The organism is Streptomyces sp. NPDC059201 (genome assembly GCF_042754585.1).
Taxonomy (GTDB): Bacteria; Actinomycetota; Actinomycetes; order Streptomycetales; family Streptomycetaceae; genus Streptomyces.
In genome coordinates, this window is record NZ_JBHZBB010000004.1 from 214,975 (window position 1) to 240,472 (window position 25,498).

22 protein-coding genes are annotated in these 25,498 nt (G+C 72.7%); 12 read left to right on the forward strand and 10 right to left on the reverse strand.

The annotated features are described in order from the left end of the window. Positions 1-54: 54 nt before the first annotated feature. Both ACFXMG_RS15285 and ACFXMG_RS15290 read right to left on the reverse strand, forming a co-directional pair. The gene (locus ACFXMG_RS15285) at positions 55-2,553 is read right to left on the reverse strand and encodes a serine/threonine-protein kinase (RefSeq protein ID WP_383815628.1); all 2,499 of its coding nucleotides are present in this window, start codon (positions 2,551-2,553) and stop codon (positions 55-57) included. A gap of 197 nt (positions 2,554-2,750) precedes the next feature. Beyond that, the gene (locus ACFXMG_RS15290; RefSeq protein ID WP_383815631.1) at positions 2,751-4,457 is read right to left on the reverse strand and encodes a glycerol-3-phosphate dehydrogenase/oxidase; all 1,707 of its coding nucleotides are present in this window, start codon (positions 4,455-4,457) and stop codon (positions 2,751-2,753) included. Between the two features lie 274 nt (positions 4,458-4,731). Here ACFXMG_RS15290 and ACFXMG_RS15295 point away from each other — a divergent pair, with 274 nt between their 5' ends. Together ACFXMG_RS15295 and ACFXMG_RS15300 are read left to right on the forward strand one after the other, a co-directional pair. After that, complete coding sequence (locus tag ACFXMG_RS15295; RefSeq protein WP_383815633.1) at positions 4,732-5,973, forward strand: nucleotide sugar dehydrogenase; 1,242 nt, start codon at positions 4,732-4,734, stop codon at positions 5,971-5,973. A gap of 98 nt (positions 5,974-6,071) precedes the next feature. After that, positions 6,072-6,752, forward strand: coding sequence for a hypothetical protein (locus ACFXMG_RS15300; RefSeq protein ID WP_383815636.1), 681 nt, complete (start codon positions 6,072-6,074; stop codon positions 6,750-6,752). 74 nt (positions 6,753-6,826) lie between these two features. Here the strand turns inward: ACFXMG_RS15300 and ACFXMG_RS15305 are convergent, their stop codons facing one another. The 4 genes from ACFXMG_RS15305 to ACFXMG_RS15320 form a co-directional block, all read right to left on the reverse strand. Continuing rightward, positions 6,827-7,951: a GuaB3 family IMP dehydrogenase-related protein gene (locus ACFXMG_RS15305; protein ID WP_383815638.1), complete on the reverse strand. Its 1,125-nt coding sequence runs from the start codon at positions 7,949-7,951 to the stop codon at positions 6,827-6,829. 106 nt (positions 7,952-8,057) lie between these two features. Next, complete coding sequence (gene guaB / locus ACFXMG_RS15310; protein ID WP_383815640.1) at positions 8,058-9,560, reverse strand: IMP dehydrogenase; 1,503 nt, start codon at positions 9,558-9,560, stop codon at positions 8,058-8,060. A gap of 140 nt (positions 9,561-9,700) precedes the next feature. Beyond that, a complete protein-coding gene (locus ACFXMG_RS15315; RefSeq protein WP_383815642.1) occupies positions 9,701-10,303 on the reverse strand; it encodes a sigma-70 family RNA polymerase sigma factor in 603 nt (200 codons plus the stop codon). 243 nt (positions 10,304-10,546) lie between these two features. Beyond that, positions 10,547-11,158: a response regulator transcription factor gene (locus tag ACFXMG_RS15320; protein WP_003948568.1), complete on the reverse strand. Its 612-nt coding sequence runs from the start codon at positions 11,156-11,158 to the stop codon at positions 10,547-10,549. A gap of 435 nt (positions 11,159-11,593) precedes the next feature. Between ACFXMG_RS15320 and ACFXMG_RS15325 the strand changes: the two genes are divergently transcribed. Next, the gene (locus ACFXMG_RS15325; RefSeq protein WP_383815645.1) at positions 11,594-11,974 is read left to right on the forward strand and encodes a WhiB family transcriptional regulator; all 381 of its coding nucleotides are present in this window, start codon (positions 11,594-11,596) and stop codon (positions 11,972-11,974) included. 113 nt (positions 11,975-12,087) lie between these two features. Here ACFXMG_RS15325 and ACFXMG_RS15330 read toward each other — a convergent pair whose 3' ends face one another. Beyond that, entirely contained in the window at positions 12,088-12,987 is a 900-nt protein-coding gene (locus ACFXMG_RS15330) for a LysR family transcriptional regulator (protein WP_383815648.1), read from the reverse strand. Positions 12,988-13,077: 90 nt separating this feature from the next. On the opposite strand from ACFXMG_RS15330, the gene ACFXMG_RS15335 reads away from it, so the two are divergent. Together ACFXMG_RS15335 and ACFXMG_RS15340 are read left to right on the forward strand one after the other, a co-directional pair. Next, on the forward strand, positions 13,078-13,764 hold the full coding sequence (locus tag ACFXMG_RS15335; RefSeq protein WP_383815650.1) for an MOSC domain-containing protein: 687 nt from the start codon (positions 13,078-13,080) through the stop codon (positions 13,762-13,764). A 62-nt stretch (positions 13,765-13,826) separates the two neighbouring features. Next, positions 13,827-14,600 carry an SDR family NAD(P)-dependent oxidoreductase gene (locus ACFXMG_RS15340; protein WP_383815652.1) on the forward strand — a complete coding sequence of 258 codons (774 nt, stop codon included), beginning with the start codon at positions 13,827-13,829 and terminating at the stop codon, positions 14,598-14,600. Here ACFXMG_RS15340 and ACFXMG_RS15345 read toward each other — a convergent pair. Beyond that, positions 14,594-16,420: a DUF2264 domain-containing protein gene (locus tag ACFXMG_RS15345; RefSeq protein ID WP_383815654.1), complete on the reverse strand. Its 1,827-nt coding sequence runs from the start codon at positions 16,418-16,420 to the stop codon at positions 14,594-14,596. The two genes, ACFXMG_RS15340 and ACFXMG_RS15345, sit on opposite strands and share 7 nt — an antisense overlap. Positions 16,421-16,612: 192 nt before the next feature. On the opposite strand from ACFXMG_RS15345, the gene ACFXMG_RS15350 reads away from it, so the two are divergent. The 6 genes from ACFXMG_RS15350 to ACFXMG_RS15375 all read left to right on the forward strand — a co-directional run bounded on the left by ACFXMG_RS15350 (position 16,613) and on the right by ACFXMG_RS15375 (position 22,753). After that, on the forward strand, positions 16,613-17,722 hold the full coding sequence (locus tag ACFXMG_RS15350; protein ID WP_383815657.1) for a substrate-binding domain-containing protein: 1,110 nt from the start codon (positions 16,613-16,615) through the stop codon (positions 17,720-17,722). Between the two features lie 156 nt (positions 17,723-17,878). After that, a complete protein-coding gene (locus ACFXMG_RS15355) occupies positions 17,879-19,195 on the forward strand; it encodes an ABC transporter substrate-binding protein (protein ID WP_383815659.1) in 1,317 nt (438 codons plus the stop codon). A gap of 4 nt (positions 19,196-19,199) precedes the next feature. After that, complete coding sequence (locus ACFXMG_RS15360; protein WP_383815661.1) at positions 19,200-20,090, forward strand: carbohydrate ABC transporter permease; 891 nt, start codon at positions 19,200-19,202, stop codon at positions 20,088-20,090. A gap of 26 nt (positions 20,091-20,116) precedes the next feature. Continuing rightward, positions 20,117-20,965 carry a carbohydrate ABC transporter permease gene (locus ACFXMG_RS15365; RefSeq protein ID WP_383815674.1) on the forward strand — a complete coding sequence of 283 codons (849 nt, stop codon included), beginning with the start codon at positions 20,117-20,119 and terminating at the stop codon, positions 20,963-20,965. Positions 20,966-20,982: 17 nt separating this feature from the next. Next, entirely contained in the window at positions 20,983-22,002 is a 1,020-nt protein-coding gene (locus ACFXMG_RS15370; protein WP_383815663.1) for a hydroxyacid dehydrogenase, read from the forward strand. 52 nt (positions 22,003-22,054) lie between these two features. After that, positions 22,055-22,753: an ester cyclase gene (locus ACFXMG_RS15375; RefSeq protein WP_383815665.1), complete on the forward strand. Its 699-nt coding sequence runs from the start codon at positions 22,055-22,057 to the stop codon at positions 22,751-22,753. Positions 22,754-22,828: 75 nt separating this feature from the next. Here the strand turns inward: ACFXMG_RS15375 and groL are convergent, their stop codons facing one another. Further along, the gene (groL, locus tag ACFXMG_RS15380) at positions 22,829-24,454 is read right to left on the reverse strand and encodes a chaperonin GroEL (protein ID WP_383826993.1); all 1,626 of its coding nucleotides are present in this window, start codon (positions 24,452-24,454) and stop codon (positions 22,829-22,831) included. A gap of 110 nt (positions 24,455-24,564) precedes the next feature. After that, positions 24,565-24,873 (reverse strand): co-chaperone GroES, encoded by a 309-nt coding sequence (groES, locus tag ACFXMG_RS15385; RefSeq protein ID WP_004955293.1) that lies wholly within the window; start codon positions 24,871-24,873, stop codon positions 24,565-24,567. 278 nt (positions 24,874-25,151) lie between these two features. Between groES and ACFXMG_RS15390 the strand changes: the two genes are divergently transcribed. Further along, on the forward strand, positions 25,152-25,490 hold the full coding sequence (locus ACFXMG_RS15390; RefSeq protein ID WP_383826990.1) for a hypothetical protein: 339 nt from the start codon (positions 25,152-25,154) through the stop codon (positions 25,488-25,490). Positions 25,491-25,498: the final 8 nt, after the last annotated feature.

Consider the following 25,498-nt stretch of genomic DNA (forward strand, 5'->3'; position numbering starts at 1 on the left):
GCGCCTCCCCCTGCGCATTGGTCGTCCCCCGCCTCTCACGATACGGGGCGGCGGTCAGTCCTTGGGGCTGAACGTGGCGAACGCCGTCTCGCGCAGCGTCCGGCACTCCGCTCCGTTCCACTCCTCGGCCTTGCAGGTGATCATGATCGAGTAGCCGTGCTTCGCGTCCACCTTGAAGCCGCGGTTGAGAACGTGGACGCGCACGCCCTTCTGGGTCCGCTCGAACTCCCAGTCCGCGACGGTCGGGTAGCCCTTGTAGGAGACCGAGTCGATGCGGATGTGCTGGTACTTGGTGCTGGTCAGGCGGACGCCGCCCAGGGCGGCGGCCCAGGCGGCCTTGGCGTCGTCCTTGGGGCTGGCGTTGAAGTCGACCTGGACGCGCGGGAAGCCGCCGTTCTCGCTCCATATGGCGCCGCCCTTGTAGCCGTCTATGGCGCGCATGGTGAAGGACGAGGGCATGGCCATGGAGAAGTGGAAGCGGTCGTTGGTGACCAGGCTGTAGCCGGCGGGAAGCGCGGCTCCGGGGCCGGTGCCGGTGCCGGTGCCGCCGCTGGGCTGGGCGCCGGGGTCGGTGCCGGGGGTGCCGCCGGTCTGTCCGGTGGAGGTGCCGGGGGTCCCGGTCGTCGTCCCCTCCGTCCCCTCCGTCCCCGTCGAACCGCCTTCGGTGGCCGAGCCGTTCTCGCCGGGCTGGGTGCCGCCCTGCTGGCCGGGGTCGCTGGGCGAGCCGCCCGAGCCGCCGTCGGTGCCGGAGCCGCCCTCGGAGCCGGCGGTGGTCCCGGCCGAGGCGCCGGTCTCGCCGCCCTTGCCCTGGTCGCCCTTGTCGCCGCCGTTCAGGGAGACCGCGAGGATCGTGCCGAGCACGGCGAGGACGGCGATCGCGGCGATGATCACCAGAGTGCGCCGGGGGACGACGTCGGTGAGCGGGGCGCGGGCCGGCGTCTGCCGGGAGCCGCCCTGCGGGGGCACGGGCCGGGCCGGCTCCCTGCCCTTGTCCTTCGCGCGGTCCTTCCCCTTCGCCTCGGCCTTCGCCGCCGCCGCCGCCGCGTTCCGTACGGAGGCGAGGGCGCCCCGCATCCGCTCTGCGGCGGGCTCGGGGGCCTTCTCCTGGGCGGCGGCGGCCGGGGCGACCGGGTCCCGCTCGGGGCGGGTCGGCAGCGCGACGACCCTGGTCACCTCGGGCGAGGGCTCCGGCGCGGCCTCGGGGGCGTCGAGCACGGCGCGCAGCAGGACGCGGGCGCGGGCGTCGTCGAGCCGCTGCGCCGGGTCCTTGGCGAGCAGGCCGTAGATGACCTTCTCCAGCTCCGGGCCCGCGTTCTTCGGCGGGTCGACGGGCTCGGTCATGACGGCGGTGAGGGTCGCGATCGCGGAGCCCTTGTCGTACGGCGGGCAGCCCTCCACGGCCGCGTACAGCAGACCGCCCAGCGACCAGAGGTCGGCGGCCGGGCCGGGCTTGTGGCCGCGGGCGCGCTCGGGCGAGATGTACGAGGGGGCGCCGACGAGCATGCCGGTGGAGGTGATGGAGGGGTCGCCCTCCACCTGGGCGATGCCGAAGTCGGTGAGGACGACGCGGCCGTCCTCGGCGATGAGGACGTTGGACGGCTTCACGTCGCGGTGCAGGATGCCCTCGCGGTGCGCGGAGCGCAGCACGTCGAGGATGGCGAGGCCGACCTCGGCGGCGCGGCGCGCGGTGAGGACGCCGTCCTCGCGCACGGCGTCGGCGAGCGACTTGCCCTCGATGAGCTCCATGACGATCCAGGGGCGGTCGTCCTCGTCGACGACGTCGTAGACGGTCACGGCGCCGTTGTTGCGGATCTTGGCGATGGCCTTGGCCTCGCGCAGGGTCCGGGTGATCAGGCGGCGCTTCTCGTCGTCGTCGATGCTGCTGGGGAAGCGGAGTTCCTTGACGGCGACGGTGCGGCCGAGGGTCTCGTCGACGGCGCGCCAGACGGTGCCCATGCCGCCGCGGCCGAGGAGGGCGCCGAGCCGGTAGCGGCCGGCGAGCAGCCGGCCCTCGGTCTCGGCGGTGGTGGACGCGGCGCCCTTGCGGAGCCGATCGCCGGCGGACCGCTGCCCGTCGCCGTCCCCGGCCCCGAACCCGGCCCGCCCCGTGGACGGCTCGGTCCCCGGCACCCGATCCCGAGCCGAGTCGCCCGCGGACGGCGATACGTCACCCTCGGACACCGGGCTCTCAGGCGTCCGGTCCTGAGGCGCGACGGCCTCGGGCTTCGCGTCCTGAGGCTTCGCGTCCTGAGGCGCAACGGCCTCGGGCTTCGCGTCCTGAGGCGTGACGTCCTGAGGCTTCGCGTCCTGAGGCTCAGCGTCCTCAGGGCGCGCGTCACCGGTCACCGCATCCCCGGCCACCGCGTCACCGGCCACCGCATCCGCGGCCACCGCATCCCCGGTCTCCGCGTCCGCGCTCGCCGTGGTCTCCGCCGCCCGTCCCGCCTCGCGCGCGGCCGGAACCGTCCCCCGCGCGCCGTCGGTCGCGGCCCCCGCGGCGGCGTCCCGCCGGGGGTCCTTCGCCGTGTCCCGCGACTGCTCCGACTCCGACATGCGTCCCCTCTGCGTTCCCTGATCTCCGCCGCGTCCACCGCACTCCGCACGCTGCGGCAACCCGCCCTGGAAGAGAGCCCATTGTCCCTCACCTCGGGACGGGTGGCGCCCCCGGGTCCGTACTCCGCTATGACGACGCGCCACCACCGCCCCCGGGTTCCCTCCCGCCCCGGACGTACCGTCAGACGGAGCCCCCGTCAGATCGGGACGATGTCGGGCGCACCGAGCCGTGCGGCGTCCGCCGTCAGGTCGTCGGGCTGCCGCTGCGACTCGCGCTCCGCCTCGACCCGCTTCTCGTAGTGCGCGACCTCCTTCGCGATGTGGCTCTCGTCCCAGCCGAGGACGGGCGCCATCAACTCGGCGGCCTCGCGCGCGCTGAGGGTCCCGCGGTCGAAGGTCTCGATGGAGACGCGGGTGCGGCGGGTGAGGACGTCGTCGAGGTGGCGGGCGCCCTCGTGGGAGGCGGCGTAGACGACCTCGGCGCGCAGGTAGTCGTCGGCGGCGGCGAGCGGCCGGCCCAGCGAGGGGTCCGCGGCGACGAGGGCGAAGAGCTCCTCGGCGAGGGAGCCGTACCGGTTGAGCAGGTGCTCCACGCGGACGACGTGGAGGCCGGTGCGGGCGGCGATCCTCGCCCGCGCGTTCCACAGCGCCCGGTAGCCCTCCGCGCCGATCAGCGGAGTGTCCTCCGTGACGCAGGGGGCCACCCTCTGGTCGAGTCCGTGCACGGCCTCGTCGACGGCGTCCTTGGCCATCACCCGGTAGGTCGTGTACTTGCCTCCGGCGACGACGACCAGGCCGGGCACCGGGTGGGCGACGGTGTGCTCGCGGGAGAGCTTGCTGGTGGCGTCGGACTCGCCGGCGAGCAGGGGGCGCAGTCCGGCGTAGACGCCCTGCACGTCGTCGCGGGTGAGCGGGGTGGCGAGCACCGTGTTGACGTGCTCCAGCAGGTAGTCGATGTCGGCACTGGAGGCGGCGGGGTGGGCCTTGTCGAGGTCCCAGTCGGTGTCGGTGGTGCCGATGATCCAGTGCCGTCCCCAGGGGATGACGAAGAGCACGGACTTCTCGGTACGCAGGATGAGGCCGGTGCTGGAGTGGATCCGGTCCTTGGGGACGACGAGGTGGATGCCCTTGGAGGCGCGGACGTGGAACTGGCCGCGCTCGCCGATGAGGGCCTGGGTGTCGTCGGTCCACACGCCCGTGGCGTTGACGATCTGCTTGGCCCGGATCACGTACTCGCCGCCGGTCTCGACGTCCTGGACGCGCGCGCCGACGACCCGCTCGCCCTCGCGGAGGAAGCCGACGACCCGGGCGCGCCCGGCGGCCAGCGCGCCGTAGGCGGCGGCGGTGCGGACGAGGGTGAGGACGAAGCGGGCGTCGTCCATCTGGGCGTCGTAGTACTGGAGGGCGCCGGTGAGGGCGTCCTTGCGCAGGCAGGGGGCGACGCGGAGGGCGCCCTTGCGGCTGAGGTGCCGGTGGACGGGGAGGCCCCGGCCGCGGCCCGAGGAGACGGACATGGCGTCGTACAGGGCGACGCCGGAGCCCGCGTAGAGCCGCTCCCAGCCCTGGTGCTGGAGCGGGTAGAGGAAGGGCACGGGCTTCACGAGGTGGGGGGCGAGCCGCTCCAGGAGGAGTCCGCGCTCCTTGAGGGCCTCGCGGACCAGGGCGAAGTCGAGCATCTCCAGATAGCGCAGTCCGCCGTGGATGAGCTTGCTGGAACGGCTGGAGGTGCCGGAGGCCCAGTCGCGGGCCTCGACGATGCCGGTGGCGAGCCCGCGCGTGACCGCGTCGAGGGCCGTGCCGGCGCCGACGACGCCACCGCCGACCACGAGCACGTCCAGCTCCCGCTCGGCCATGGCCGTCAGCGCCTCGGCGCGCTCGGCGGGTCCCAGTGTCGCTGTCCTCACGGCTGCCGCCTCCCGTCGTCCCGGCGGGCGCCCCGGCGCTCGTGCGCGCCCGGCGTCCCGCGTCCGGCCAGCCGTGAACCGGACCGCGGTGTGGCCCGGCTCACAGTCCCGATTCTGGACCGGTCGGGCGGCTTCGGCCACCGCCCCCGCACAGACCTGTGGATAACACTCGCGACCTTCGATCATGCAATGCCGCATAACGGTCATATTTACTCTTAGTCTGACATTGCGTACGCAATGCATCACGGCTATCGGGAAGGACGGCCCACCCCCCATGCCCGCAGACCTCGCCGTCATCGGCCTCGGCCACCACGGACTCCCCCTCGCCCAGGCCGCGACCGCCGCGGGCGTCGCCACCGTCGGCTTCGACACCGACCCCCGCCCGGTCGCCGAGCTCACCGCGGGCCGCCCCCCGGTCGACGGCTCCCTCACCGCCTCCGAGATCCGCCGCATGCTCTCCGGCGGCTTCCGGGCCACCACCAGCCCGGCCGAACTCGGCCGGGTCCGCACCGCCGTCCTCTGCGCCCCCACCCCCCTCGGCCCCGACGGCGCCCTCGACCTCACCGCCGTCACCGACGCCGCCCGCGCGCTCGCCGCCCGGCTGCGCCCGCACACCACCGTGCTCCTGGAGTCCCCCGTCCCGCCCGGCACCACCGAGGGCCTCCTCCGGGAGCTCCTGGAGGACGGCTCGGGCCTGCGGGCCGGGCGCGACTTCCACCTCGCGTACTCCCCCGGCCGCATCGACCCCGGCAACCGCCTGCCCGGCCTCGCCGGCACCCCGAAGGTGATCGGCGGCCTCACGCCCGCGTGCACCGAGTCCGCCGCCGCCTTCTACGGCCGCTTCACGGACAAGGTCGTACGCGCGCGTGGCCCCCGCGAGGCCGAGACGGTCAAGCTCCTGGAGACCAACTTCCGGCACGTCAACATCGCCCTCGTCAACGAGATGGCGGTGCTCTGCCACGAACTCGGCGTCGACCTCTGGGACGTCATCCGCTGCGCCGAGACCAAGCCCTTCGGCTTCCACGCCTTCCGCCCCGGCCCCGGCGTCGGCGGCCACGGCGTCCCCGTCGAGCGCCTGGGCACCCACCGCCCGCTCCGGCTCGTCGAACTCGCCGGCCAGGTCAACCAGCGGATGCCCCAGTACGTCGTCCAGCGCGCCGCCACCCTCCTCAACGAACACGGCAAGTCCGCCCGCGGCGCCCGCGTCCTGCTCCTCGGCGTCACGTACAAGCCCGACCTCGCCGACCGCGAGGGCTCCCCCGCCGAGGAGATCGCGGGCCGCCTCATGGACCTCGGCGCGGCGGTCAGCTTCCACGACCCGCACGTCCCCGACTGGCGGGTCCGGGACCTGCCCGTCCCCCGCGCGGACTCGCTCTACGAGGCCGCCGCCCACGCCGACCTGACCCTCCTGCTCCAGCACCACCGCGTCTACGACCTCCAGGGCCTCGCGGTGAAGGCCCAACTGCTCCTGGACACCCGCGGCGCCACCCCCGCGGGCACGGCCCACCGCCTCTGAGCCACGGGTAACAGGTGGGCCACTGCCGGAGCGGACTGCTAGTCTCCGGCCCTCTCGATCGCACAGCCGTGCGTCAAGCACCGTGGGGGGACCACACCATGAGCCAGCCCGTTCCGCCGCCCGGCAACCCGTTCGCCCAGGGCTCGCCCCAGCAGCCCGACGGCCAGAACCCGTACGCGCAGAACCCGGCCGGCCAGAACCCGGCGGCCCCGAACCCGTACGCCCAGGACCCGGCCGCCCAGAACCCGGCAGGCCCGAACCCGGCGGCCCCGAACCCGTACGCGCAGAACCCGGCCGGCCAGAACCCGTACGGTCAGGCGCCCGCCGGCCAGAACCCGTTCGGCGCCTACCCGCCGGCGCCCGCGCCCCGCCGGGCCAACGTGGGCCTCGGCATCCTCGCCGCCGTCGTCGCCGCGCTGGTCACCGCCGGTATCTACGGCGCCATCATCGGCGGCGTCGAGATCCAGATCGGCTGGGCCGCCATCGGCGTCGGCTTCGCGGTCGGCTTCGCCGCCGGCAAGGTCGGCGGCAACAACCCCGTGCTGCCGATCGTCAGCGCGGTCATCGCGCTCGGCGCCGTCTACCTCGGCCAGATCGTCGGCATCGCGGTCTTTTTCACCAAGGAGTACGACGCCTCCTTCGCCGACGTCTTCTTCAAGGAGTTCGGCCTGCTGACGGACCTGTGGAGCGAGGCCAAGGAGCCGATGACGTTCCTCTTCCTCGCGCTCGGCCCCCTCGCCGCCTTCTCCGGCGCCAAGAAGGCCGGCGCCTCCGACTGACCCGGAGCACGCGCGCGTACGAGAGGGCCCCGCACCGACCGGTGCGGGGCCCTCTCGTACGCGTACCGCCGGCGTCAGCGCTTGTGCTGCGCGTCCGCGACGGTGACCTCGACGCGCTGGAACTCCTTGAGCTCGCTGTAGCCGGTCGTGGCCATCGCGCGGCGCAGGGCGCCGAAGAAGTTCATCGAGCCGTCCGGGGTGTGCGACGGACCGGTGAGGATCTCCTCGGTGGTGCCGACGATGCCCAGGTCGACCAGCTTGCCGCGCGGCACGTCCTCGTGGACGGCCTCCATGCCCCAGTGGTGGCCCTTGCCCGGCGCGTCGGTGCCGCGCGCCAGCGGGGAGCCGATCATCACCGCGTCGGCGCCGCAGGCGATGGCCTTCGGGAGGTCGCCGGACCAGCCCACGCCGCCGTCGGCGATGACGTGCACGTACCGGCCGCCGGACTCGTCCATGTAGTCACGGCGGGCCGCGGCCACGTCGGCGACGGCGGTCGCCATCGGGACCTGGATGCCCAGCACGTTGCGCGTGGTGTGCGCGGCGCCGCCGCCGAAGCCGACCAGGACGCCCGCGGCGCCGGTCCGCATCAGGTGCAGGGCGGCGGTGTACGTGGCGCAGCCGCCGACGATGACCGGGACGTCCAGCTCGTAGATGAACTGCTTCAGGTTGAGCGGCTCGGCGGCGCCGGAGACGTGCTCGGCGGAGACCGTGGTGCCGCGGATGACGAAGATGTCCACGCCCGCGTCGACGACGGCCTTGGAGAACTGCGCGGTGCGCTGCGGGGAGAGCGCGGCGGCGGTGACGACACCGGAGTCGCGCACCTCCTTGATGCGCTGCCCGATCAGCTCCTCCTTGATCGGAGCGGCGTAGATCTCCTGCAGACGGCGGGTGGCGCGGGCCTCGTCCAGCTCGGCGATCTCGTCGAGCAGCGGCTGCGGGTCCTCGTACCGGGTCCACAGCCCTTCGAGGTTCAGCACGCCGAGGCCACCGAGCTCGCCGATCCGGATGGCGGTCTGCGGGGAGACGACCGAGTCCATCGGGGCGGCCAGGAAGGGCAGCTCGAAGCGGTAGGCGTCGATCTGCCAGGCGATCGAGACCTCCTTCGGGTCCCGGGTGCGCCGGCTCGGTACGACGGCGATGTCGTCGAACGCGTACGCCCTGCGGCCGCGCTTGCCGCGCCCGATCTCGATCTCAGTCACGATGTGTGGCCTTTCCCTCTATGTCTGCGCCTACCAGTATCCCCGACACACGCGCGGGGGGCGGCTCCGGCCACATGCCGGAACCGCCCCCTCCCGTGTGCGCGGACTACTTCCTGCTGTAGTTCGGCGCCTCGACCGTCATCTGGATGTCGTGCGGGTGGCTCTCCTTGAGGCCCGCCGAGGTGATCCGGACGAAGCGGCCCTTGGACTCCATCTCGTCGATGGTGGCCGCGCCCACGTAGCCCATCGTCTGGCGGAGGCCGCCGACGAGCTGGTGCAGGACGCTGGCGAGCGGGCCGCGGTACGGCACCTGGCCCTCGATGCCCTCGGGGACGAGCTTGTCGTCGGAGGCGACGTCGGCCTGGAAGTAGCGGTCCTTGGAGTAGGACCGGCCCTGGCCGCGGGACTGCATGGCGCCGAGCGAGCCCATGCCGCGGTACGACTTGAACTGCTTGCCGTTGATGAAGAGCAGCTCGCCGGGCGACTCCTCGCAGCCGGCGAGGAGGCTGCCGAGCATCACGGTGTCGGCGCCGGCGGCGAGCGCCTTGCCGATGTCGCCGGAGTACTGGAGGCCGCCGTCGCCGATCAGCGGGATGCCGGCGGCGCGGGCCGCGAGCGACGCCTCGTAGATGGCGGTGACCTGCGGGACGCCGATGCCGGCGACGACGCGGGTGGTGCAGATGGAGCCGGGGCCGACGCCGACCTTGATGCCGTCGACACCGGCGTCGATCATCGCCTGGGCGCCGTCGCGGGTGGCGACGTTGCCGCCGATCACGTCGACGTTCACGCTCGACTTGATCTTCGCCATCCAGCTCAGGGCGTTGCTGTTGTGCCCGTGGGAGGTGTCGACGATCAGGAAGTCCGCGCCGGCGGCGGCGAGCGCCTGGGCGCGCTCCAGGGCCTCGGGGCTGGCGCCGACGGCGGCGCCGACGAGCAGGCGGCCCTCGGCGTCCTTGGCGGCGTTCGGGTACTTCTCCGCCTTGACGAAGTCCTTGACGGTGATGAGGCCCTTGAGGACGCCCTTGTCGTCGACGAGGGGCAGCTTCTCGATCTTGTGGCGGCGCAGCAGCTCCATGGCGTCGACGCCGGAGATGCCGACCTTGCCGGTGACCAGCGGCATCGGCGTCATGACCTCGCGGACCTGACGGGTGCGGTCGGTCTCGAAGGCCATGTCGCGGTTGGTCACGATGCCGAGCAGCTTGCCGGCCGGGTCCGTGACGGGGACACCACTGATGCGGAACTTGGCGCACAGGGCGTCGGCCTCGGCGAGGGTCGCCTCGGGGTGCACCGTGATGGGGTCGGTCACCATGCCGGACTCGGACCGCTTCACCAGGTCGACCTGGTTGACCTGGTCCTCGACGGAGAGGTTCCGGTGGAGCACGCCGACGCCGCCCAGACGGGCCATCGCGATCGCCATGCGGGACTCGGTCACCTTGTCCATCGCCGCGGAGAGCAGCGGGATGTTGACCCGGACGTTACGAGAGATGCGGGACGAGGTGTCGACCGCGTTCGGGAGCACCTCGGACGCTCCCGGCAGCAGCAGCACGTCGTCGTAGGTCAGCCCGAGTGTCGCGAATTTCTCGGGCACTCCGTCGACGTTGGCAGTCATGACACCTTCCCAAATGGCCTTGATCGGTGCGGGATGTCCATGCTAACGGGCCTGAGCGGTGTCTCATTCCACGATCAAGGTCAGCGGGAAGCTTTGGACGTTCGCACGTGTACGAAAGGGATGACGGGGCCCGGTGAGGCTTACTGCTCGGCCAGGGCGCGCAGCCGGCTGAGGGCGCGGTGCTGGGCGACGCGGACGGCACCGGGGGACATGCCGAGCATCTGGCCGGTCTCCTCGGCGGTCAGCCCGACGGCGACCCGGAGGACGAGGAGCTCGCGCTGGTTCTCCGGGAGGTTGGCGAGGAGCTTCTTGGCCCATTCGGCGTCGTCGCTGAGGAGGGCCCGCTCCTCGGGTCCGAGGGAGTCGTCGGGCCGCTCGGGCATCTCGTCGGAGGGCACGGCGGTGGAGCCGGGGTGGCGCATGGCGGCCCGCTGGAGGTCGGCGACCTTGTGCCCGGCGATGGCGAAGACGAACGCCTCGAAGGGGCGGCCGGTGTCCTTGTAGCGCGGCAGGGCCATGAGGACGGCGACGCAGACCTCCTGCGCGAGGTCCTCCACGAAGTGGCGGGCGTCACCGGGCAGCCGGTTGAGCCGGGTGCGGCAGTAGCGCAGCGCGAGGGGGTGGACGCGCGCCAGCAGGTCATGGGTGGCCTGCGCGTCCCCTTCGACGGCACGGTGGACGAGCACACCGATCTCCCCCTGCCCGGCAGGCATGGGGGAACCCATGGTCTCGTCGTCGCGCATCGCTCCATGGTGCCCTGACGCCTGTTCGTCCGTGGCACCGTGTCCGTTGTTGTGCACCGAAGCGTTATGAGCAGGTGCGCCTGGATTCATCGCTGGCGCCCTCCCCTTCCGCTCGATCGACTCGTCCCCGAGGAACTCCACACCTCAAGGATGCGGCATCGGGCCGGGAAGTGACACAGGCCCGCCCCGTCCGCCCCTCGGCGGACGGGGGTACGGACGGGGAGACGGCCGGTGCGCGGTGATTCAGCGGACCAGGCCCCAGCGGAATCCGAGCGCGACGGCGTGCGCCCGGTCGGAGGCTCCGAGCTTCTTGAAGAGGCGTCGGGCGTGGGTCTTGACGGTGTCCTCGGAGAGGAAGAGCTCGCGCCCGATCTCCGCGTTGGACCGGCCGTGGCTCATGCCTTCGAGGACCTGGATCTCGCGCGCGGTGAGGGTGGGCGCGGCGCCCATCTCGGCCGAACGGAGCCGGCGCGGGGCGAGCCGCCAGGTCGGGTCGGCGAGCGCCTGGGTGACGGTGGCCCGCAGCTCGGCGCGCGAGGCGTCCTTGTGCAGATAGCCACGAGCACCCGCGGCGACCGCGAGCGCGACGCCGTCGAGGTCCTCGGCGACCGTGAGCATGATGATCCGGGCGCCGGGGTCGGCGGAGAGCAGCCGGCGGACGGTTTCCACACCGCCGAGGCCGGGCATGCGCACATCCATCAGGATGAGGTCCGAGCGGTCGGCGCCCCAGCGGCGGAGGACTTCCTCCCCGTTGGCCGCGGTGGTCACGCGCTCCACGCCGGGCACGGTCGCGACCGCGCGGCGAAGCGCCTCTCGGGCAAGCGGGGAGTCGTCGCAGACGAGAACGGACGTCATGACTGACCTCCGCGGCTCTCGCAGCTGATGCGCGTCACCTTGAGCCTCCAGGGCTGTACGTATCGTCACCTGTGCGGTTGACGCTCCCGGACACCTGCCCGATCGCTTGTTCATTCAACCGCCTCGCACTCTCAACGATGGTCACTCGAAAGAGTTACGGGTCGGACGAGACCTTCGGCACTCCTTGTGAGGGGCTGTGCACGGAGAAGAGCGACGCAGGTCCCGCGTCCATCAACAGAAGCTATGCCCCATTTAGCGGGTTTTCTTCCCTTTTCGCGGTGTCTGTGGCTAGATTCGCAATGAGTCATATTTACATCTACTTCGACAGAAGTCGGACACCACCGGACCCGACGGGGCCCGAGGAGCCCCAGAGCGACAGCCACCTCCCGCCCACCCATCAACCCGTTTCGACACGGTTTCAAGGGGACTAGCGCAATGGCAGATTTCTCCCGCCTTCCCGGACCCAACGCCGATCTGTGGGACTGGCAACTGCTCGCGGCCTGCCGCGGGGTCGACAGCTCCCTGTTCTTCCACCCCGAGGGAGAGCGCGGCGCGGCACGGAGTGCGCGTGAGAACTCGGCGAAAGAGGTCTGCATGCGGTGCCCGGTCCGCGCGCAGTGCGCGGCACACGCACTCGCCGTGCGGGAGCCCTATGGCGTATGGGGCGGCCTCACCGAGGACGAACGCGAAGAACTCATGGGACGCGCGCGCAACCGCCTGATCACGGCGGCGCCGGCGACGGCGGTCGCCGGACGGGCGACACCAGCGGCGGCCACGGCCTCGGCGGCCGGCCGCTCGATCGTGGGGCACGGATGAAGGAACGTTTCCTCACGACCTGAGGCCCGCACGGGGCCCGCATGAGGCCGCCCGCCTGAGGCCGCCCGCCTGAGGCCCGCCTGATCCGGGGCCTCCGCCGCTCCCTCTGCGCGCTACGCGCGCGTGGCGGCGCGGGTCAGTTCGTCGAGGGTGGCCGCGACCGCCGGGACCTGGGCCAGGTCCGGCAGGGTCAGCGCCACGATCTCCCGCTCCACGGCGGGCTCGACGGCGACCGTCCGCGCCCCCTTGGGCCGTACGGACTCGATCGCCAGCTCCGGCAGGACGGCCACGCCGAGCCCCGCGCCGACCAGGCCCACCACCGCCGGGTAGTCGTCGGTGGCGAAGTCGATGCGCGGGGCGAAGCCGGCCTCCTCGCAGACGTCCACGAGCTGGCGGCGGCAGCGGGGGCAGCCCGCGATCCAGGAGTCCCCGGCCAGTTCGGCGATGCCGACGGAGCCCGCGCCGGCGAGCGGGTGGCCCTCGGGGACCAGGCCGACGAGGCGGTCGGTGAGGAGCGGGCGTACCACCAGGTCGTCCCACTCGCCGGGCGTCTGGCCCGATCCGTACCGGAAGGCGAGGGCGATGTCGCAGTCGCCCTCGCGGAGCATCTCGACGGAGCGCGGCGGTTCGGCCTCGACGAGGGAGACCCGGGTGCCGGGGTGCGCGGCGCGCAGGGCGGCAAGCGCGGTGGGGACGAGGGTGGAGCTGCCGCTGGGGAAGGAGACCAGGCGGACGCGGCCGGCTCGCAGTCCGGCGATGGCGGCGACCTCCTCCTCGGCGGCGGTGAGTCCGGCGAGGATGCCGGCGGCGTGCCGGACGAGGACCTCGCCGGCCTGGGTGAGGCGCATCTCGCGGCCGGTCCTGATGAGCAGTGGGGTGCCGGCCGAGCTCTCCAGGGCCTTCATCTGCTGGCTGACGGCGGGCTGGGTGCAGCCCAGTTCGCGCGCGGCGGCGGAGAAGGAGCCGGTGGCGGCGACGGCGCGCAGGACGCGGAGGTGGCGTGCCTCGATCATGGGTCGAGCATAAGCGACGCTTGGGTGCGGGCGCGAATATTCGATCGATTCTTTGAGGTGGTGGGTGGGATGCGCGCCTACGCTGCTGTCATGACCTTGCTGAGTATCAATGCGGGCCGGGCGAAGAGCGTCGGCTACACCGACTCCGCCTCGGGGAGGACGGGCATCGACAAGCGTCCCGTCGAGGGGCCCGTCCGGATCGAGTCCCCGGGGCCCAACGGCGTCGGGGCGAGCGGTGTCGCCGGGGACGACGTGTGCGACCTGCGCTTCCACGGGGGCGCGGACCGGGCGGTGTACGCCTTCGCCCGCGAGGACCTGGACCTGTGGGAGCGGGAGCTGGGCCGGGAGCTGGCGAACGGCTCCTTCGGCGAGAACCTGACGACGAGCGGCCTGGACGTGAACGGGGCGCTGATCGGCGAGCGCTGGCGGATCGGCGGGGCGGTGGTGCTGGAGGTCACCGGGGGACGGATCCCCTGCCGCACCTTCCAGGGCCATCTGGAGGAGCGAGGGGTCGACGCCAAGGGCTGGGTGCGGCGGTTCACCCAGGCGCAGGCCGGTCCGGGCGCGCTGCTGCGGGTGATCGAGCCGGGCGAGGTGCGGGCCGGCGACCCCGTCACGGTCGTGCACCGGCCGGACCACGCCGTCACCGTCTCCTTCCTGCACCGCGCGGCGACCACCGAGCGGAAGCTGCTGCCGGAGACGCTGGTGGCCGCCGCGTGGATGGAGTCCGGCCTCCTCGCGCTCGCGCGCACGTACGCGGAGAAGCACGCGGGCTGAGCACGCGCGCGTACAGGCGTCCGACACGGGGTGGTGCCCGCGCCGGGCACTACGGTTCCGGTATGACCACTGCACTGATCACGGGAGCCACCGCCGGCATCGGAGCCGCCTTCGCCCGCAGGCTGGCGGCGGACGGGCATGACGTCGTCCTGGTGGCGCGGGACCTGAAGCGTCTTCGGGAGCAGGCCACCGAGCTGCACGACCGGCACGGGGTGGAGGCCGAGGTGCTCGCCGCGGACCTCTCCGGCGAGGAGGGGATCGCGGCGGTCGAGGCCCGGCTCTCCGACCCGCGCCGCCCGGTCGACCTGCTGGTGAACAACGCGGGCTTCGGCAACAAGGGCCGGTTCCTCGACGTGTCGATGGCCGACGAGCTCAAGATGCTGACCGTGCACTGCGAGGCGGTGCTGCGGCTGACCTCGGCGGCCGCCGCCTCGATGAAGGAGCGCGGGCGGGGCGGGGTGGTGAACGTGGCCTCGGTGGCCGCCTTCGTGCCGCGCGGCACCTACGGCGCCTCGAAGGCGTGGGTCGTGCAGTTCACCCAGGGCGCGGCCCGGGACCTCGCGGGCAGCGGCGTGCGGCTGATGGCCCTGTGCCCCGGCTTCGTGCGCACCGAGTTCCACGAGCGGGCCGGGATGGGCACGGACAACATCCCGGGCTGGATGTGGCTCGACGCGGACAAGCTGGTCGCGGCGGCCCTGTCGGACCTGGCGCGCGGGAAGACCCTGTCGATCCCGGACCCGCGCTACAAGGCCCTGATGGGCGTGGTGAAGCTGGCGCCCCGCGCGCTGCTCGGCGGCGTGTCGTCGAAGGCCGGACGGAAGTACGGCCCTCAGTAGGGCGGTTCTCCGGTGGCGGTGACGCGGGAGACGGCGCCGTCCCACCACGTGACGCGAAGCTCGGGTCCGTCCGTGATCCGGATCTCCGCGAGGGCGGCGGCCGGGGCCGGGCCGGGCTCGGCGGTGAGCGAGGCGAGCGCGGCGAAGAGCGCGACGGGGCCGCTGGTGGCGCCGTGGACGGCGGGGGTACGGGTCGGGGCCGGGCCCTGGAGGGTGGCCCCGGCCGGGAGGGCGGCGACCTCGGGGCCGTAACCGTGGACCGGGTGGAGCTGGGAGACCGGCGCGTCCGGTCCGTCGGCGACGGCCCAGCCGGTCTGCCGTACGGGGGTCCCCTCCGGGGCGCCGAGGACGAGGTGGACGCGGAGTTCGGCTCGGCCGTGGACGACGGTGGTGGAGACGACCCGGACGCCGGGGAGCGGGGTGTGCGCGGAGGCGGCCCGGTCGGGGCCGGTGGCCAGGGGTTCGGCGGGGCCCCGGTGGGTGGCCGTGCCGTCGGGGGCGAGCAGCGCGAAGTGGTTGTCGGCCGGGCCGGGGGCGGTGGTGGGGCCGGTGCGGGTGGCGTAGGCGAAGCGGGCGTAGCCGGGGTCGTCGCCCTCGGGGCCGCCGGCGGCGATGTGGTTGCTGCCGTGGTTGTGGAGGCGGACCAGGCCGTCGGCGGCGGTGGTCTGGACGAGGAGGCCGGTGGGGCCGAAGGGGCGGACGGTGTCGGCGCGTTCGGCCGGGAGGGGTTCCTCGGGGTCCGTCCAGGCGGGGTGGTCCGGGGGGAGCAGCAGCCCGAGGAAGCCCTTGGCGGCCCAGTAGGGGGAGCCGGGGCCCGAGTACGCCTGGACGAGCGGCGGGTGGGGGCCGTGCCAGCCGAGGGTGAGCAGCCCGTCGGCGTCGGTGGCGCCGCGGTCGAGGAAGTACCGCAGGCTCCCGGAGGCGAGGCGGCGGGTGGCGCCGGGGGTGAGCGGGGTGTGGCCGGTGAGGGCCCCGAGCCAGGGGGCGGCGGCCGCGGCGAAGCGGTAGATCAGGGAGCGCCCGTACGGGACGGGGGCGCCGTTCGCGTCGAAGAGGTGGACGTGGTCGTCGAGGTGGGCGCGGAGCCGGGGGCCGTACCGGTCGAGGAGCGCGCGGTCGCCGGCGAGGTGGGCGTGGAGGACCGGGTAGAGGTGCAGGGCCCAGGAGTTGTAGTGGTCGAAGGCGCGGTTGTCGCCGTCGCTGTACCAGCCGGCGCCGAGGTACCAGTCCTCGATCCGGGCGAGGGAGCGGTCGATGGTGGCGGCGGCGCGGTCGGTCTCGACGCCGGCGTCCTGGAGGAAGCCGGCGACGGTGAGGCCGAACAGCCACCAGTTGTTGTCGACGGGGGACGGGCCGAGGGCGGGCCGCAGCCAGTCGGCGATCCGCCGGCGGGTCGCTTCGTCGAGGCGGTCCCAGAGCCAGGGGCGGGTGAGGCGCAGGGCGAGGGCGACGGAGGCGGACTCGACGACGGCCTGGCGGGTGTCGGCCATCAGGGGCCAGGACTCCGCGTCCCGCCGTCCGGGTGTCCGGGTCCCGGCGGCGAGTCCGGCCGCGTACCGGTCGAGGTGGCCGTGCGGGTCCGCGCCGCGGGCGCCGGCGACGCGGAGGGCGGCGAGGAGGAACGTACGGGCGAAGCCCTCCAGGCCGTCGGAGCGGGCGCCCGACCAGCTGGGGCGGGGGCCGGGGAGGTCGATGAGGCCGCCGCGCGGGGAGGCGTGGGGGCGGACGGCGAGGAGGAGCCGGTCGGCGGCGTCCTCCCAGTGGGCGCGGGTCCAGCCGGTGTGCGGACTGAGCTCACGGTCCTCGGGTGGCGTGGGCATGATGCTCCCTGGGCTCCGTGGGGGTGTCGGCCGCGCCGCCCGGAGCCTCGGAGGGGTCCGGCCGGTCGCCGCATCCTCCGCGAGCTCCGATCGAATCGTCAAGGAATGCAGAGCGAATGATCGAAACTCCCGCCGTTCGATCATTCTCGTCTAAGGTCGGGGAACCACCACCACCGCGAGGGGGAACCGCACGTGCGCGAGAGTGCCGCCGAACGACACGCCCGACTGCTGGACCTGGTGCGCGAGCGCGGCACGGTCCGCGTCGCCGAACTGGCCGGACTCCTGGGGGTCTCCCCCGTGACCGCCCGCCGCGACGCCGAGACGCTGGCCTCGCGCGGGCTGCTCGACCGGGTGCACGGCCAGGTCTCCTGGCCCCGCGCCACCGCGCCCGGCGCCCCGGCCGGCGAGGGCCTGGTGCTCGGCCTGCTCGCGCCCTCCGCGACGTACTACTTCGCCGAGGTCATCCGGGGCGCGCACGAGGCGGCGGCCCGGGCGGGCGCCCGGCTGGTGCTGCGGATCTCGGACTACCGCCCGGAGGAGGACCGGGCCCGCACCGAGGGGCTGCTCGCGGCCGGCGCCGAGGGCGTGCTGGTGGCGCCGGGCTGGCGCGGTCCCGACGACCGGCTCGCGTACGGCGACTGGCTGGCCTCGCTGCCGGTGCCCGCGGTGCTCCTGGAGCGGCGCGCCGAGCCGGGCAGCCCGCTCGACGGCCTCGACCGGGTCTCCTCGGACCACGCCCACGGGGTGCTGCTGGCCCTGCGCCATCTGCTCGGGCTCGGCCACGCGACCCCACTGCTCGTGGCCCGGGGGGACTCGCCGACCGCGCTCGCGGTGCGGGCCGGGTACGCGGAGGCGCTGGCGGTGCTGGGCCTGGAGCAGCCGCGGCCGGTGATCGAGTCCGTACCGGCGGAGGCCGATCCGGAGGGCTTCGAGCGGGCGGTGCGGGCGCTGTACGAGGCGGTCCGCTCGGGCCTGGCGAGCGCGGCGCTCGTCCACAACGACGTGGACGCGATCGAGATCACGCAGCGGCTCGCCCCCCTCGGCGTGCGGGTCCCGCAGGACCTCGCCCTCATCGCGTACGACGACGAGGTCGCCGCGCTGGCCGACACCCCGCTGACGGCGGTGGCCCCGCCGAAGCGGCAGGTGGGCAGGCACGCGACGGAGCTGCTGGTGGAGCGGCTGACCGCGGGCGCGGACGAGGACGCGGCGAGCCGGCACGTGAGCCTGCTGCCGCGGCTACGGGTGCGCGCGTCCTGCGGGGCTGCCGGGGCCTCAGGGGCCGCCGGGGCTTCTGGGGCTTGAGGGGCTGCCGGAGCCTCCGGGGCCTCCCAGCCGACGCCACCCCTCTGATCGAACTGTTCTTTTTTCGATCATTCAATCTTTCGCTCTTGACTTCGGTCATGAACGGTCCCAGGATCACGGCCAACCCCGTCCGCGCCGCCGATCAGGAGCCGTGCCGTGAGCCTCAGTTGGAGCAGAACGTCCCGCGTCATAGCCGGCACCGCCACCGCCCTCGCCGTCCTCACGGCGTGCGGCGGGGGCGGTGACGACACCGATTCCGCCGGCGGCAAGCCCGTCACGATCACCTTCTGGGGCTGGGCCAAGGGCTCCAAGGACGTCGTCGACGCCTTCAACGCCTCCCACACCGACATCAAGGTGACCTTCGAGGAGATCCCCTCCGGCAACGCCGGCGGCTACGCCAAGATCTCCAACGCGGTGAAGGCGGGCAACGCCCCCGACCTCGTCTCCCTCGAATACCCCTCGCTCCCCGAGTTCGTCTCCTCCGGCGCCCTCCAGGACATCGGCGACGTCTTCCCCGAGTCGGCCAGGGCCGGGCTGCTTCCCCAGGCCGTCGAGCTCACCACCCTCGGCGGCAGGACCTGGGCGGTCCCCTTCGACGCCGCGCCGCAGGCGTTCTACTACCGCAAGGACCTCTTCGAGAAGCACAAGATCGAGGTCCCCACCACCTGGGACGCCTTCAAGAAGGCCGCCGAGCAGGTGAGGAAGGCCGACGCCAAGGCCCGTATCGCCACCTTCTTCCCCGACGACCCGACCACCTTCGAGGCCATGGCCTGGCAGGCCGGCGCCCAGTGGTTCAAGGCCGAGGACGACACCTGGAAGATCGACACCACCGACCCGGCCACCGCCAAGGTCACCGCCTACTGGCAGGGCCTCCTCGACGCCGGACTCGTCCACAAGAACGCCTCCTTCAGCCCCGAGTGGACCGGCTCCCTCAAGAACGGCACCACCCTCGGCTACCTCGGCGCCTCCTGGGGCGCGGGCGTCCTCAAGGGCACCCTCCCCGAGCAGTCCGGCAAGTGGGCCGTCGCCCCCATGCCCAGCTGGGACGGCAAGCCCGCCTCCGGCATGCTCGGCGGCTCCACCTTCGCCGTGACCAAGAGCAGCGGGAAGAAGGCGGCGGCCGTCGAGTTCGCCACCTGGATGGCCACCACCGAGGAGGGCGTCGAGGCCCGCATCGCCTCCGGCACCTCCAGCGCCTTCCCCGCCGCCACCGCCCTGCGCCCCGCCGCCAAGAAGGCGTTCGACGCGGGCTTCTACGGCGGCCAGGACATCTACGCCCTCTTCGAGGCGGCCGGCGCGTCCATCCGCCCGCAGTGGTCCTGGGGCCCCACCACCGGCACCACCAACACCACCATCAAGGACCGCTTCGGCGCCGTCGCCCCCGGCGGCCCCACCCTCGCCGACGCGGTGAAGGCCGGCCACGACGCCACCGTCGCCGAACTCACCAAGCGCGGCCTGAAGGTCGAGGGCTGAGCACGTGAAGGCCCGCACCCGTGCCGCGGCACTCCTGCTGACCCCGTTCTTCCTGCTCTTCACCGCGGTGCTGGTGGTGCCGATCGGATACGCGGTCTGGCTGAGCCTCTTCACCGAGAAGCAGTCCGGACTGGGCTTCGGCGGATCCGAGACCGTCTTCACCGGCCTCGGCAACTACGCCGCGGCACTGGGTGACCGGGCCTTCCGCGAGGGCTTCGGCGTCCTGCTCGGCTACTGCCTGCTCTACGTGCCGCTGATGATCGGCGGCGCCCTCGGCCTCGCCCTCCTCCTCGACACCGCCCTCGCCCGCGCCCGCCGCTTCTTCCAGCTCGCGCTCTTCCTGCCGCACGCCGTGCCCGGCATCATCGCGGCCCTGATCTGGGTCTACCTCTACACGCCCCAGCTCAGCCCGGTCGTCCAGGCGATGGAGGCGGGCGGGATCGGCTTCGACTTCTTCTCCCCCGAGGGCGCGCTGCCGTCCGTCGTCAACATCGCCCTCTGGGAGTGGCTCGGCTACAACCTGATCATCTTCTACGCCGCCCTCCAGGCCATCGACCGCTCCGTCCTCGAAGCCGCCACCGTCGACGGCGCCGGAGCCTGGCGCACCGCCTTCTCCGTCAAGATCCCGCTGCTGCGCGGCTCCCTGGCGATGGTCGGCCTCTTCACCGTCATCGGCTCCCTCCAGCTCTTCACCGAACCGCTGATCCTCAGCAGGGGCACGGGCTCCGCCGTCACCTCCACCTGGACGCCGAACATGTACGCGTACTCCGCCGCCTTCGACCGCAACGACTACGGCCTCGCCGCGGCCGCCTCGATCCTGCTGGCGCTGACGGCCGCGGCGCTCTCCTTCGCCGTCACCCGCCTCACCAGGGACCGGAAGGAGAAGGCCGCGTGAGCACCGCCCGTATGAGCACCCGCCGCATGAGCACCCCCCGCTCCCGGTGGATGTCGAAGACCGCCGTCAACGGCGTCCTCCTCCTCGCCACCTGCTACATGCTCTTCCCGCTCGTCTGGCTGCTCACCGCCGCCACCAAGGACGCCGGCGGACTGCTCGCCGGGAACGCCTTCTCCTTCGAGGGCTTCGACCTCGGCGGCAACCTCGCCCGGCTGGCCGAGTACAACGACGGCGTCTACTTCCGCTGGTACCTCAACAGCCTGCTGTACGCCGGGGTCGGCGCCGCCGCCTGCGCGCTGATCAGCGTCGCCGCCGGATACGCCTTCCACGTCTACGACTTCCGGGGCAAGGAGAAGCTCTTCGGCCTCGTCCTCCTCGGCGTCCTCGTCCCCACCACCGCGCTCGCCCTGCCGATGTACCTGCTCGCCAGCGAGATCGGCATCGTCAACACCTACGCCGCCGTGCTCCTCCCGGTCCTCGTCAACCCCTTCGGGGTCTACCTGTCCCGGGTGCTGTGCGCCGCCTACGTCCCCGACGAGGCGCTGGAGGCCGCGCGGATCGACGGCGCCGGCGAGATGCGGGTCTTCTGGTCGATCGGTCTGCGCACGGTCATGCCGGGCTTCGTGACCGTCTTCCTCTTCCAGTTCACCGCCGTCTGGAACAACTTCTTCCTCCCCCTGGTGATGCTCTCCGACCAGAAGCTCTTCCCGCTGAGCCTCGGCCTGTACGCGTGGAACAGCAACGCCCACGCCGAACCCGACTACTACCCCCTGGTCGTCACCGGCTCGCTGCTCGCCGTCGTCCCCCTCGTCCTGGCGTTCGTCTCGCTCCAGCGCCACTGGAAGGCCGGTCTGACCGCCGGCAGCGTCAAGTGAGGAGCACAGGTCCCACCATGCACCCGACCACCGACAACCGCCCTTCCCTCCTGCTCGCGATGGGCCCCGGCGTCGCCGACCGCCTCCTCACCGACGTCCACCGCACCCGCCTCGCGGCCCTCACCCGCACCGACCCGCACCTGGTCGCCCACGACCTGGCCGCCCCGGACCCGCGCACCGCCGCCGCCCTCGCCGAGGCCGAACTCCTCCTCACCTGCTGGGGCGCCACCCCGCTCACCCCGGAGGTGCTGGCCCGCGCGCCCCGCCTGAGGGCCGTCGTGCACGCGGCCGGCTCGGTCAAGCACCACATCACCGACGCCTGCTGGGAGCGCGGCCTCAGGGTCACCAGCGCGGCCGCCGCCAACGCGCTGCCCGTCGCCGAGTACACCCTCGCCGCGATCCTCTTCGCCGGGAAGCGGGTGCTGCGCTCGGCCCAGCGGTACGCCGAACTCCGCGCCGGCCACGCCTGGCTCGCCGAGTCGGCCGCCTGGGGCAACTACCGCCGCACGGTCGGCATCGTCGGCGCCTCCCGCATCGGCCGCCGGGTCGTCGAACTCCTGCGCCCCTTCGACGTCGAGGTGCTGCTGTACGACCCGTACCTGAGGAATCCGCCGCCGGGCGCGGTCCTCGCCGGTCTGGACGAACTCTGCTCCCGCAGCTCGGTCGTCTCCGTGCACGCGCCCCAACTCCCGTCCACGTACCGGATGATCGGCGCCCGGCAGCTCGCCGCCCTGCCCGACGGCGCCACCCTGATCAACACCTCCCGGGGCTCCCTGATCGACGAGACCGCACTCCTCCCCCACCTGACCGCGGGCCGCCTCCACGCGGTCCTCGACGTGACCGACCCCGAACTGCCGCCGCCGGACTCCCCCCTCTACAGCCTCCCCAACGTCCTCCTCACGCCCCACATCGCCGGCTCGCTCGGCAACGAGCTGCACCGCATGACCGACCAGGCGCTGGACGAGGTGGCCCGCTACGCCCGCGGCGAGCCCTTCGCGGAGGAGGTCAGGGCCGCCGACCTGACGCACTCGGCCTAGACCGGCCTAGACTGGAGGGGTCCATCCGCGGCTTCGCCGGTCGGAGGCGGCCATGACCTTCGTGCAGATCATCGATTGCAGGACGAGCCGGGTCGAGGAGCTGAACCGGCTCATGGACCGCTGGGTCGAGCAGACCCGGGGGAAACGGACCGCCACCCACAGCATCGTCGGGACCGACCGGTCCGACGCCCAGCACGTCGTGGAGATCGTCGAGTTCCCCTCGTACGACGTGGCCATGCGCAACTCGCAGCTGCCGGAGACCGACCGGATCTTCCGGGAGATGGTCGCCCTCTGTGACGAGATGCCGACCTTCACCGACCTGGACGTGGTCCGGGACGAGGCGCTGTACAAGGCGAACGCGCGGCAGATGTTCGAGCAGTTCGCGAACGGCTCCGACCTGGCGCTGCTCGACGCCCTGCTCGCCGAGGGCTACCACGACCACGATCCGACGAACCCGGTGGACACCATCGGGATGGACGCGGTCCGGCGCGAGGTGGAGGGGTGGCGCGCCGGCTTCGACTTCGCGTTCACCGTGGAGGACCAGCTCGCCGACGGTGACCGGGTGTGCACCCGGTGGAGCTGGAAGGGAACCCACGTCGGCGACTTCATGGGCCTCCAGCCGACCGGCATGGAGGTCACCATGACCGGCACCACCATCCACCGCTTCCGTGAGGACGGGAAGGCGGTCGAGGGCTGGTGGCAGTACGACCTGCTGGGGCTGATGGGCCAGCTCGGCGCGGTCGAGGCGTAGCGAGGCGTAGAAGAACACCGAGGCCCGGTGCCCCCGCGACGGGGGCACCGGGCCTCGGTGGTTCAGTCAGTGGCCTCAGTGGGAGTGGCCGTGACCGCCGTGACCGTGGTCCGCCGGCTCCTCCTCCTTCTTCTCCACCACGAGGGTCTCGGTGGTGAGAAGCAGGGAGGCGATGGAGGCGGCGTTCTCCAGGGCGGAGCGGGTGACCTTCACCGGGTCGATGACGCCGGCCTTGACCAGGTCGCCGTACTCGCCGGTGGCGGCGTTGAAGCCCTGGCCCTTGTCGAGCTCGGAGACCTTGGAGGTGATGACGTAGCCCTCCAGGCCGGCGTTCTCGGCGATCCAGCGCAGCGGCTCGACGGCGGCGCGGCGGACGACCGCGACACCGGTGGCCTCGTCGCCGGTCTTGCCGAGGTTGCCCTCCAGGACCTTGACGGCGTGGACGAGCGCGGAGCCACCACCGGAGACGATGCCCTCCTCGACCGCGGCGCGGGTCGCGGAGATGGCGTCCTCCAGACGGTGCTTCTTCTCCTTCAGCTCCACCTCGGTGGCGGCGCCGACCTTGATCACGCACACGCCGCCGGCCAGCTTCGCGAGGCGCTCCTGGAGCTTCTCGCGGTCCCAGTCGGAGTCCGTGGACTCGATCTCGGCCTTGATCTGGGCGACGCGGCCCGCGACGTCGGCGGACTCGCCACCGCCGTCGACGATGGTGGTGTCGTCCTTGGAGACGGTCACGCGGCGGGCGGTGCCCAGCACGTCGAGACCGGCCTGGTCGAGCTTGAGGCCGACCTCCTCGGCGATGACGGTGGCACCGGTGAGGGTGGCCATGTCCTGGAGCATCGCCTTGCGGCGGTCACCGAAGCCGGGGGCCTTGACGGCGACCGCGTTGAAGGTGCCGCGGATCTTGTTGACGACGAGGGTGGAGAGCGCCTCGCCCTCGACGTCCTCGGCGATGATCAGCAGCGGCTTGGAGCCACCCGCCTGGATGACCTTCTCGAGCAGCGGCAGCAGGTCCTGGATCGAGGAGATCTTGCCCTGGTTGATCAGGATGTACGGGTCGTCGAGGACGGCCTCCATACGCTCCTGGTCGGAGACCATGTACGGGGAGAGGTAGCCCTTGTCGAAGGCCATGCCCTCGGTGAACTCCAGCTCCAGGCCGAAGGTGTTGGACTCCTCGACGGTGATGACACCGTCCTTGCCCACCTTGTCCATGGCCTCGGCGATGAGCTCGCCGACCTGCTGGTCCTGGGCGGAGAGCGCGGCGACGGCGGCGATGTCCGACTTGTCGTCGATCGGGCGCGCGGTGGCGAGCAGCTCGTCCGAGACGGCCTTGACGGCCGCGTCGATGCCCTTCTTCAGGGAGGCCGGGGAGGCGCCGGCGGCGACGTTGCGCAGACCCTCGCGGACGAGCGCCTGGGCGAGCACGGTGGCGGTGGTGGTGCCGTCACCCGCGATGTCGTTGGTCTTGGTCGCCACCTCCTTCACGAGCTGGGCGCCGAGGTTCTCGTACGGGTCGTCGAGCTCGACCTCGCGGGCGATCGTGACACCGTCGTTGGTGATGGTGGGGGCGCCGAACTTCTTGTCGATGACGACGTTGCGGCCCTTGGGGCCGATCGTCACCTTCACCGTGTCGGCAAGCTTGTTGACGCCGCGCTCAAGGGCGCGACGGGCGTCCTCGTCGAACTTCAGGATCTTCGCCATGGGAGCGGTTCAGCCCTCTCGGAAATCGTGTGGGAAAAACTAACCGCGCCCCTGGACGCCCAAGAGATCAAGGGGTCAGGGGCGCGGTTCCATGCGGGTACGGCGTCGTCTTACTTCTCGATGATCGCGAGCACGTCGCGGGCCGAGAGGACGAGGTACTCGTCGCCGTTGTACTTCACCTCGGTGCCGCCGTACTTGCTGTAGAGCACGACGTCGCCGACCTTGACGTCGAGCGGCAGGCGCTCGCCGTTCTCGAAGCGGCCCGGGCCCACGGCGAGGACGGCGCCCTCCTGGGGCTTCTCCTTCGCGGTGTCCGGGATGACCAGGCCCGAGGCCGTGGTCTGCTCGGCGTCGAGCGGCTGGACCACGATGCGGTCCTCAAGCGGCTTGATGGCAACCTTGGAGCTGGCGGTCGTCACGATCCGACCTCCCCCTTCGGAGATCTCGCGGGGTTAACTGTCTGAGGTGGCGACCAGGTCGATCCGTCGTCGCGGGTGCCGGACCTGCCCGTCGCTGTGTTGGCACTCTCCAGTGGGGAGTGCCAGAGCCGAGACTATGACCGCGATTAGCACTCGGTCAAGCGGAGTGCCAATTCCTCACCCCGTGGCGGTCCCGGGAGGGCGCGCCGGTGCCGCGTCCCGGCCCCGATCCGGGGAACGTACGCGCGGAGCCCGGGGTTCCGTACGAGGGTGGGGGGATGACGTCTCCCCGGCCCCCGGGCCGCCCGGCCCTCGATGTCGCCCTGGCCGTCCTGGCGCTGGCGGCGGACGTCCTCGCCGCCCTGGCGGTCATGGTGGTGACGGCGGCGCGGGGCCTGGGCCGGGGCGCCCCTCAGGGCCCCGGCCCGTACCCGGCGGACTGGGCGCCGGTGTGGTGGTTCGCCGGCCTCACGGCGCTCGTGGCGGTGACCGGCCGGGTGCTGTGGAGGCGCGGCCTGCGGGCGGCGGCCTGGACCCAGCTGGGCGCGGCGGGGCTGCTCGCCGTCGTCACGGTCGTCACGGTCGTCGCGTCCGTCGCCGCCGCGGGCCGGGGGTGAGGGCGCCC

Coding starts and splice junctions, on each gene's coding strand:
- groL (WP_383826993.1), bottom strand. CDS start 24,454: ATGGCGAAGATCCTGAAGTTCGACGAGGACGCCCGTCGCGCCCTTGAG.
- ACFXMG_RS15325 (WP_383815645.1), top strand. CDS start 11,594: ATGGCAGATTTCTCCCGCCTTCCCGGACCCAACGCCGATCTGTGGGAC.
- ACFXMG_RS15300 (WP_383815636.1), top strand. CDS start 6,072: ATGAGCCAGCCCGTTCCGCCGCCCGGCAACCCGTTCGCCCAGGGCTCG.
- ACFXMG_RS15320 (WP_003948568.1), bottom strand. CDS start 11,158: ATGACGTCCGTTCTCGTCTGCGACGACTCCCCGCTTGCCCGAGAGGCG.
- ACFXMG_RS15315 (WP_383815642.1), bottom strand. CDS start 10,303: ATGCGCGACGACGAGACCATGGGTTCCCCCATGCCTGCCGGGCAGGGG.
- ACFXMG_RS15365 (WP_383815674.1), top strand. CDS start 20,117: ATGAGCACCCCCCGCTCCCGGTGGATGTCGAAGACCGCCGTCAACGGC.
- ACFXMG_RS15375 (WP_383815665.1), top strand. CDS start 22,055: ATGACCTTCGTGCAGATCATCGATTGCAGGACGAGCCGGGTCGAGGAG.
- guaB (WP_383815640.1), bottom strand. CDS start 9,560: ATGACTGCCAACGTCGACGGAGTGCCCGAGAAATTCGCGACACTCGGG.
- ACFXMG_RS15335 (WP_383815650.1), top strand. CDS start 13,078: ATGACCTTGCTGAGTATCAATGCGGGCCGGGCGAAGAGCGTCGGCTAC.
- ACFXMG_RS15295 (WP_383815633.1), top strand. CDS start 4,732: ATGCCCGCAGACCTCGCCGTCATCGGCCTCGGCCACCACGGACTCCCC.
- ACFXMG_RS15330 (WP_383815648.1), bottom strand. CDS start 12,987: ATGATCGAGGCACGCCACCTCCGCGTCCTGCGCGCCGTCGCCGCCACC.
- ACFXMG_RS15390 (WP_383826990.1), top strand. CDS start 25,152: ATGACGTCTCCCCGGCCCCCGGGCCGCCCGGCCCTCGATGTCGCCCTG.
- ACFXMG_RS15340 (WP_383815652.1), top strand. CDS start 13,827: ATGACCACTGCACTGATCACGGGAGCCACCGCCGGCATCGGAGCCGCC.
- ACFXMG_RS15345 (WP_383815654.1), bottom strand. CDS start 16,420: ATGCCCACGCCACCCGAGGACCGTGAGCTCAGTCCGCACACCGGCTGG.
- ACFXMG_RS15370 (WP_383815663.1), top strand. CDS start 20,983: ATGCACCCGACCACCGACAACCGCCCTTCCCTCCTGCTCGCGATGGGC.
- ACFXMG_RS15285 (WP_383815628.1), bottom strand. CDS start 2,553: ATGTCGGAGTCGGAGCAGTCGCGGGACACGGCGAAGGACCCCCGGCGG.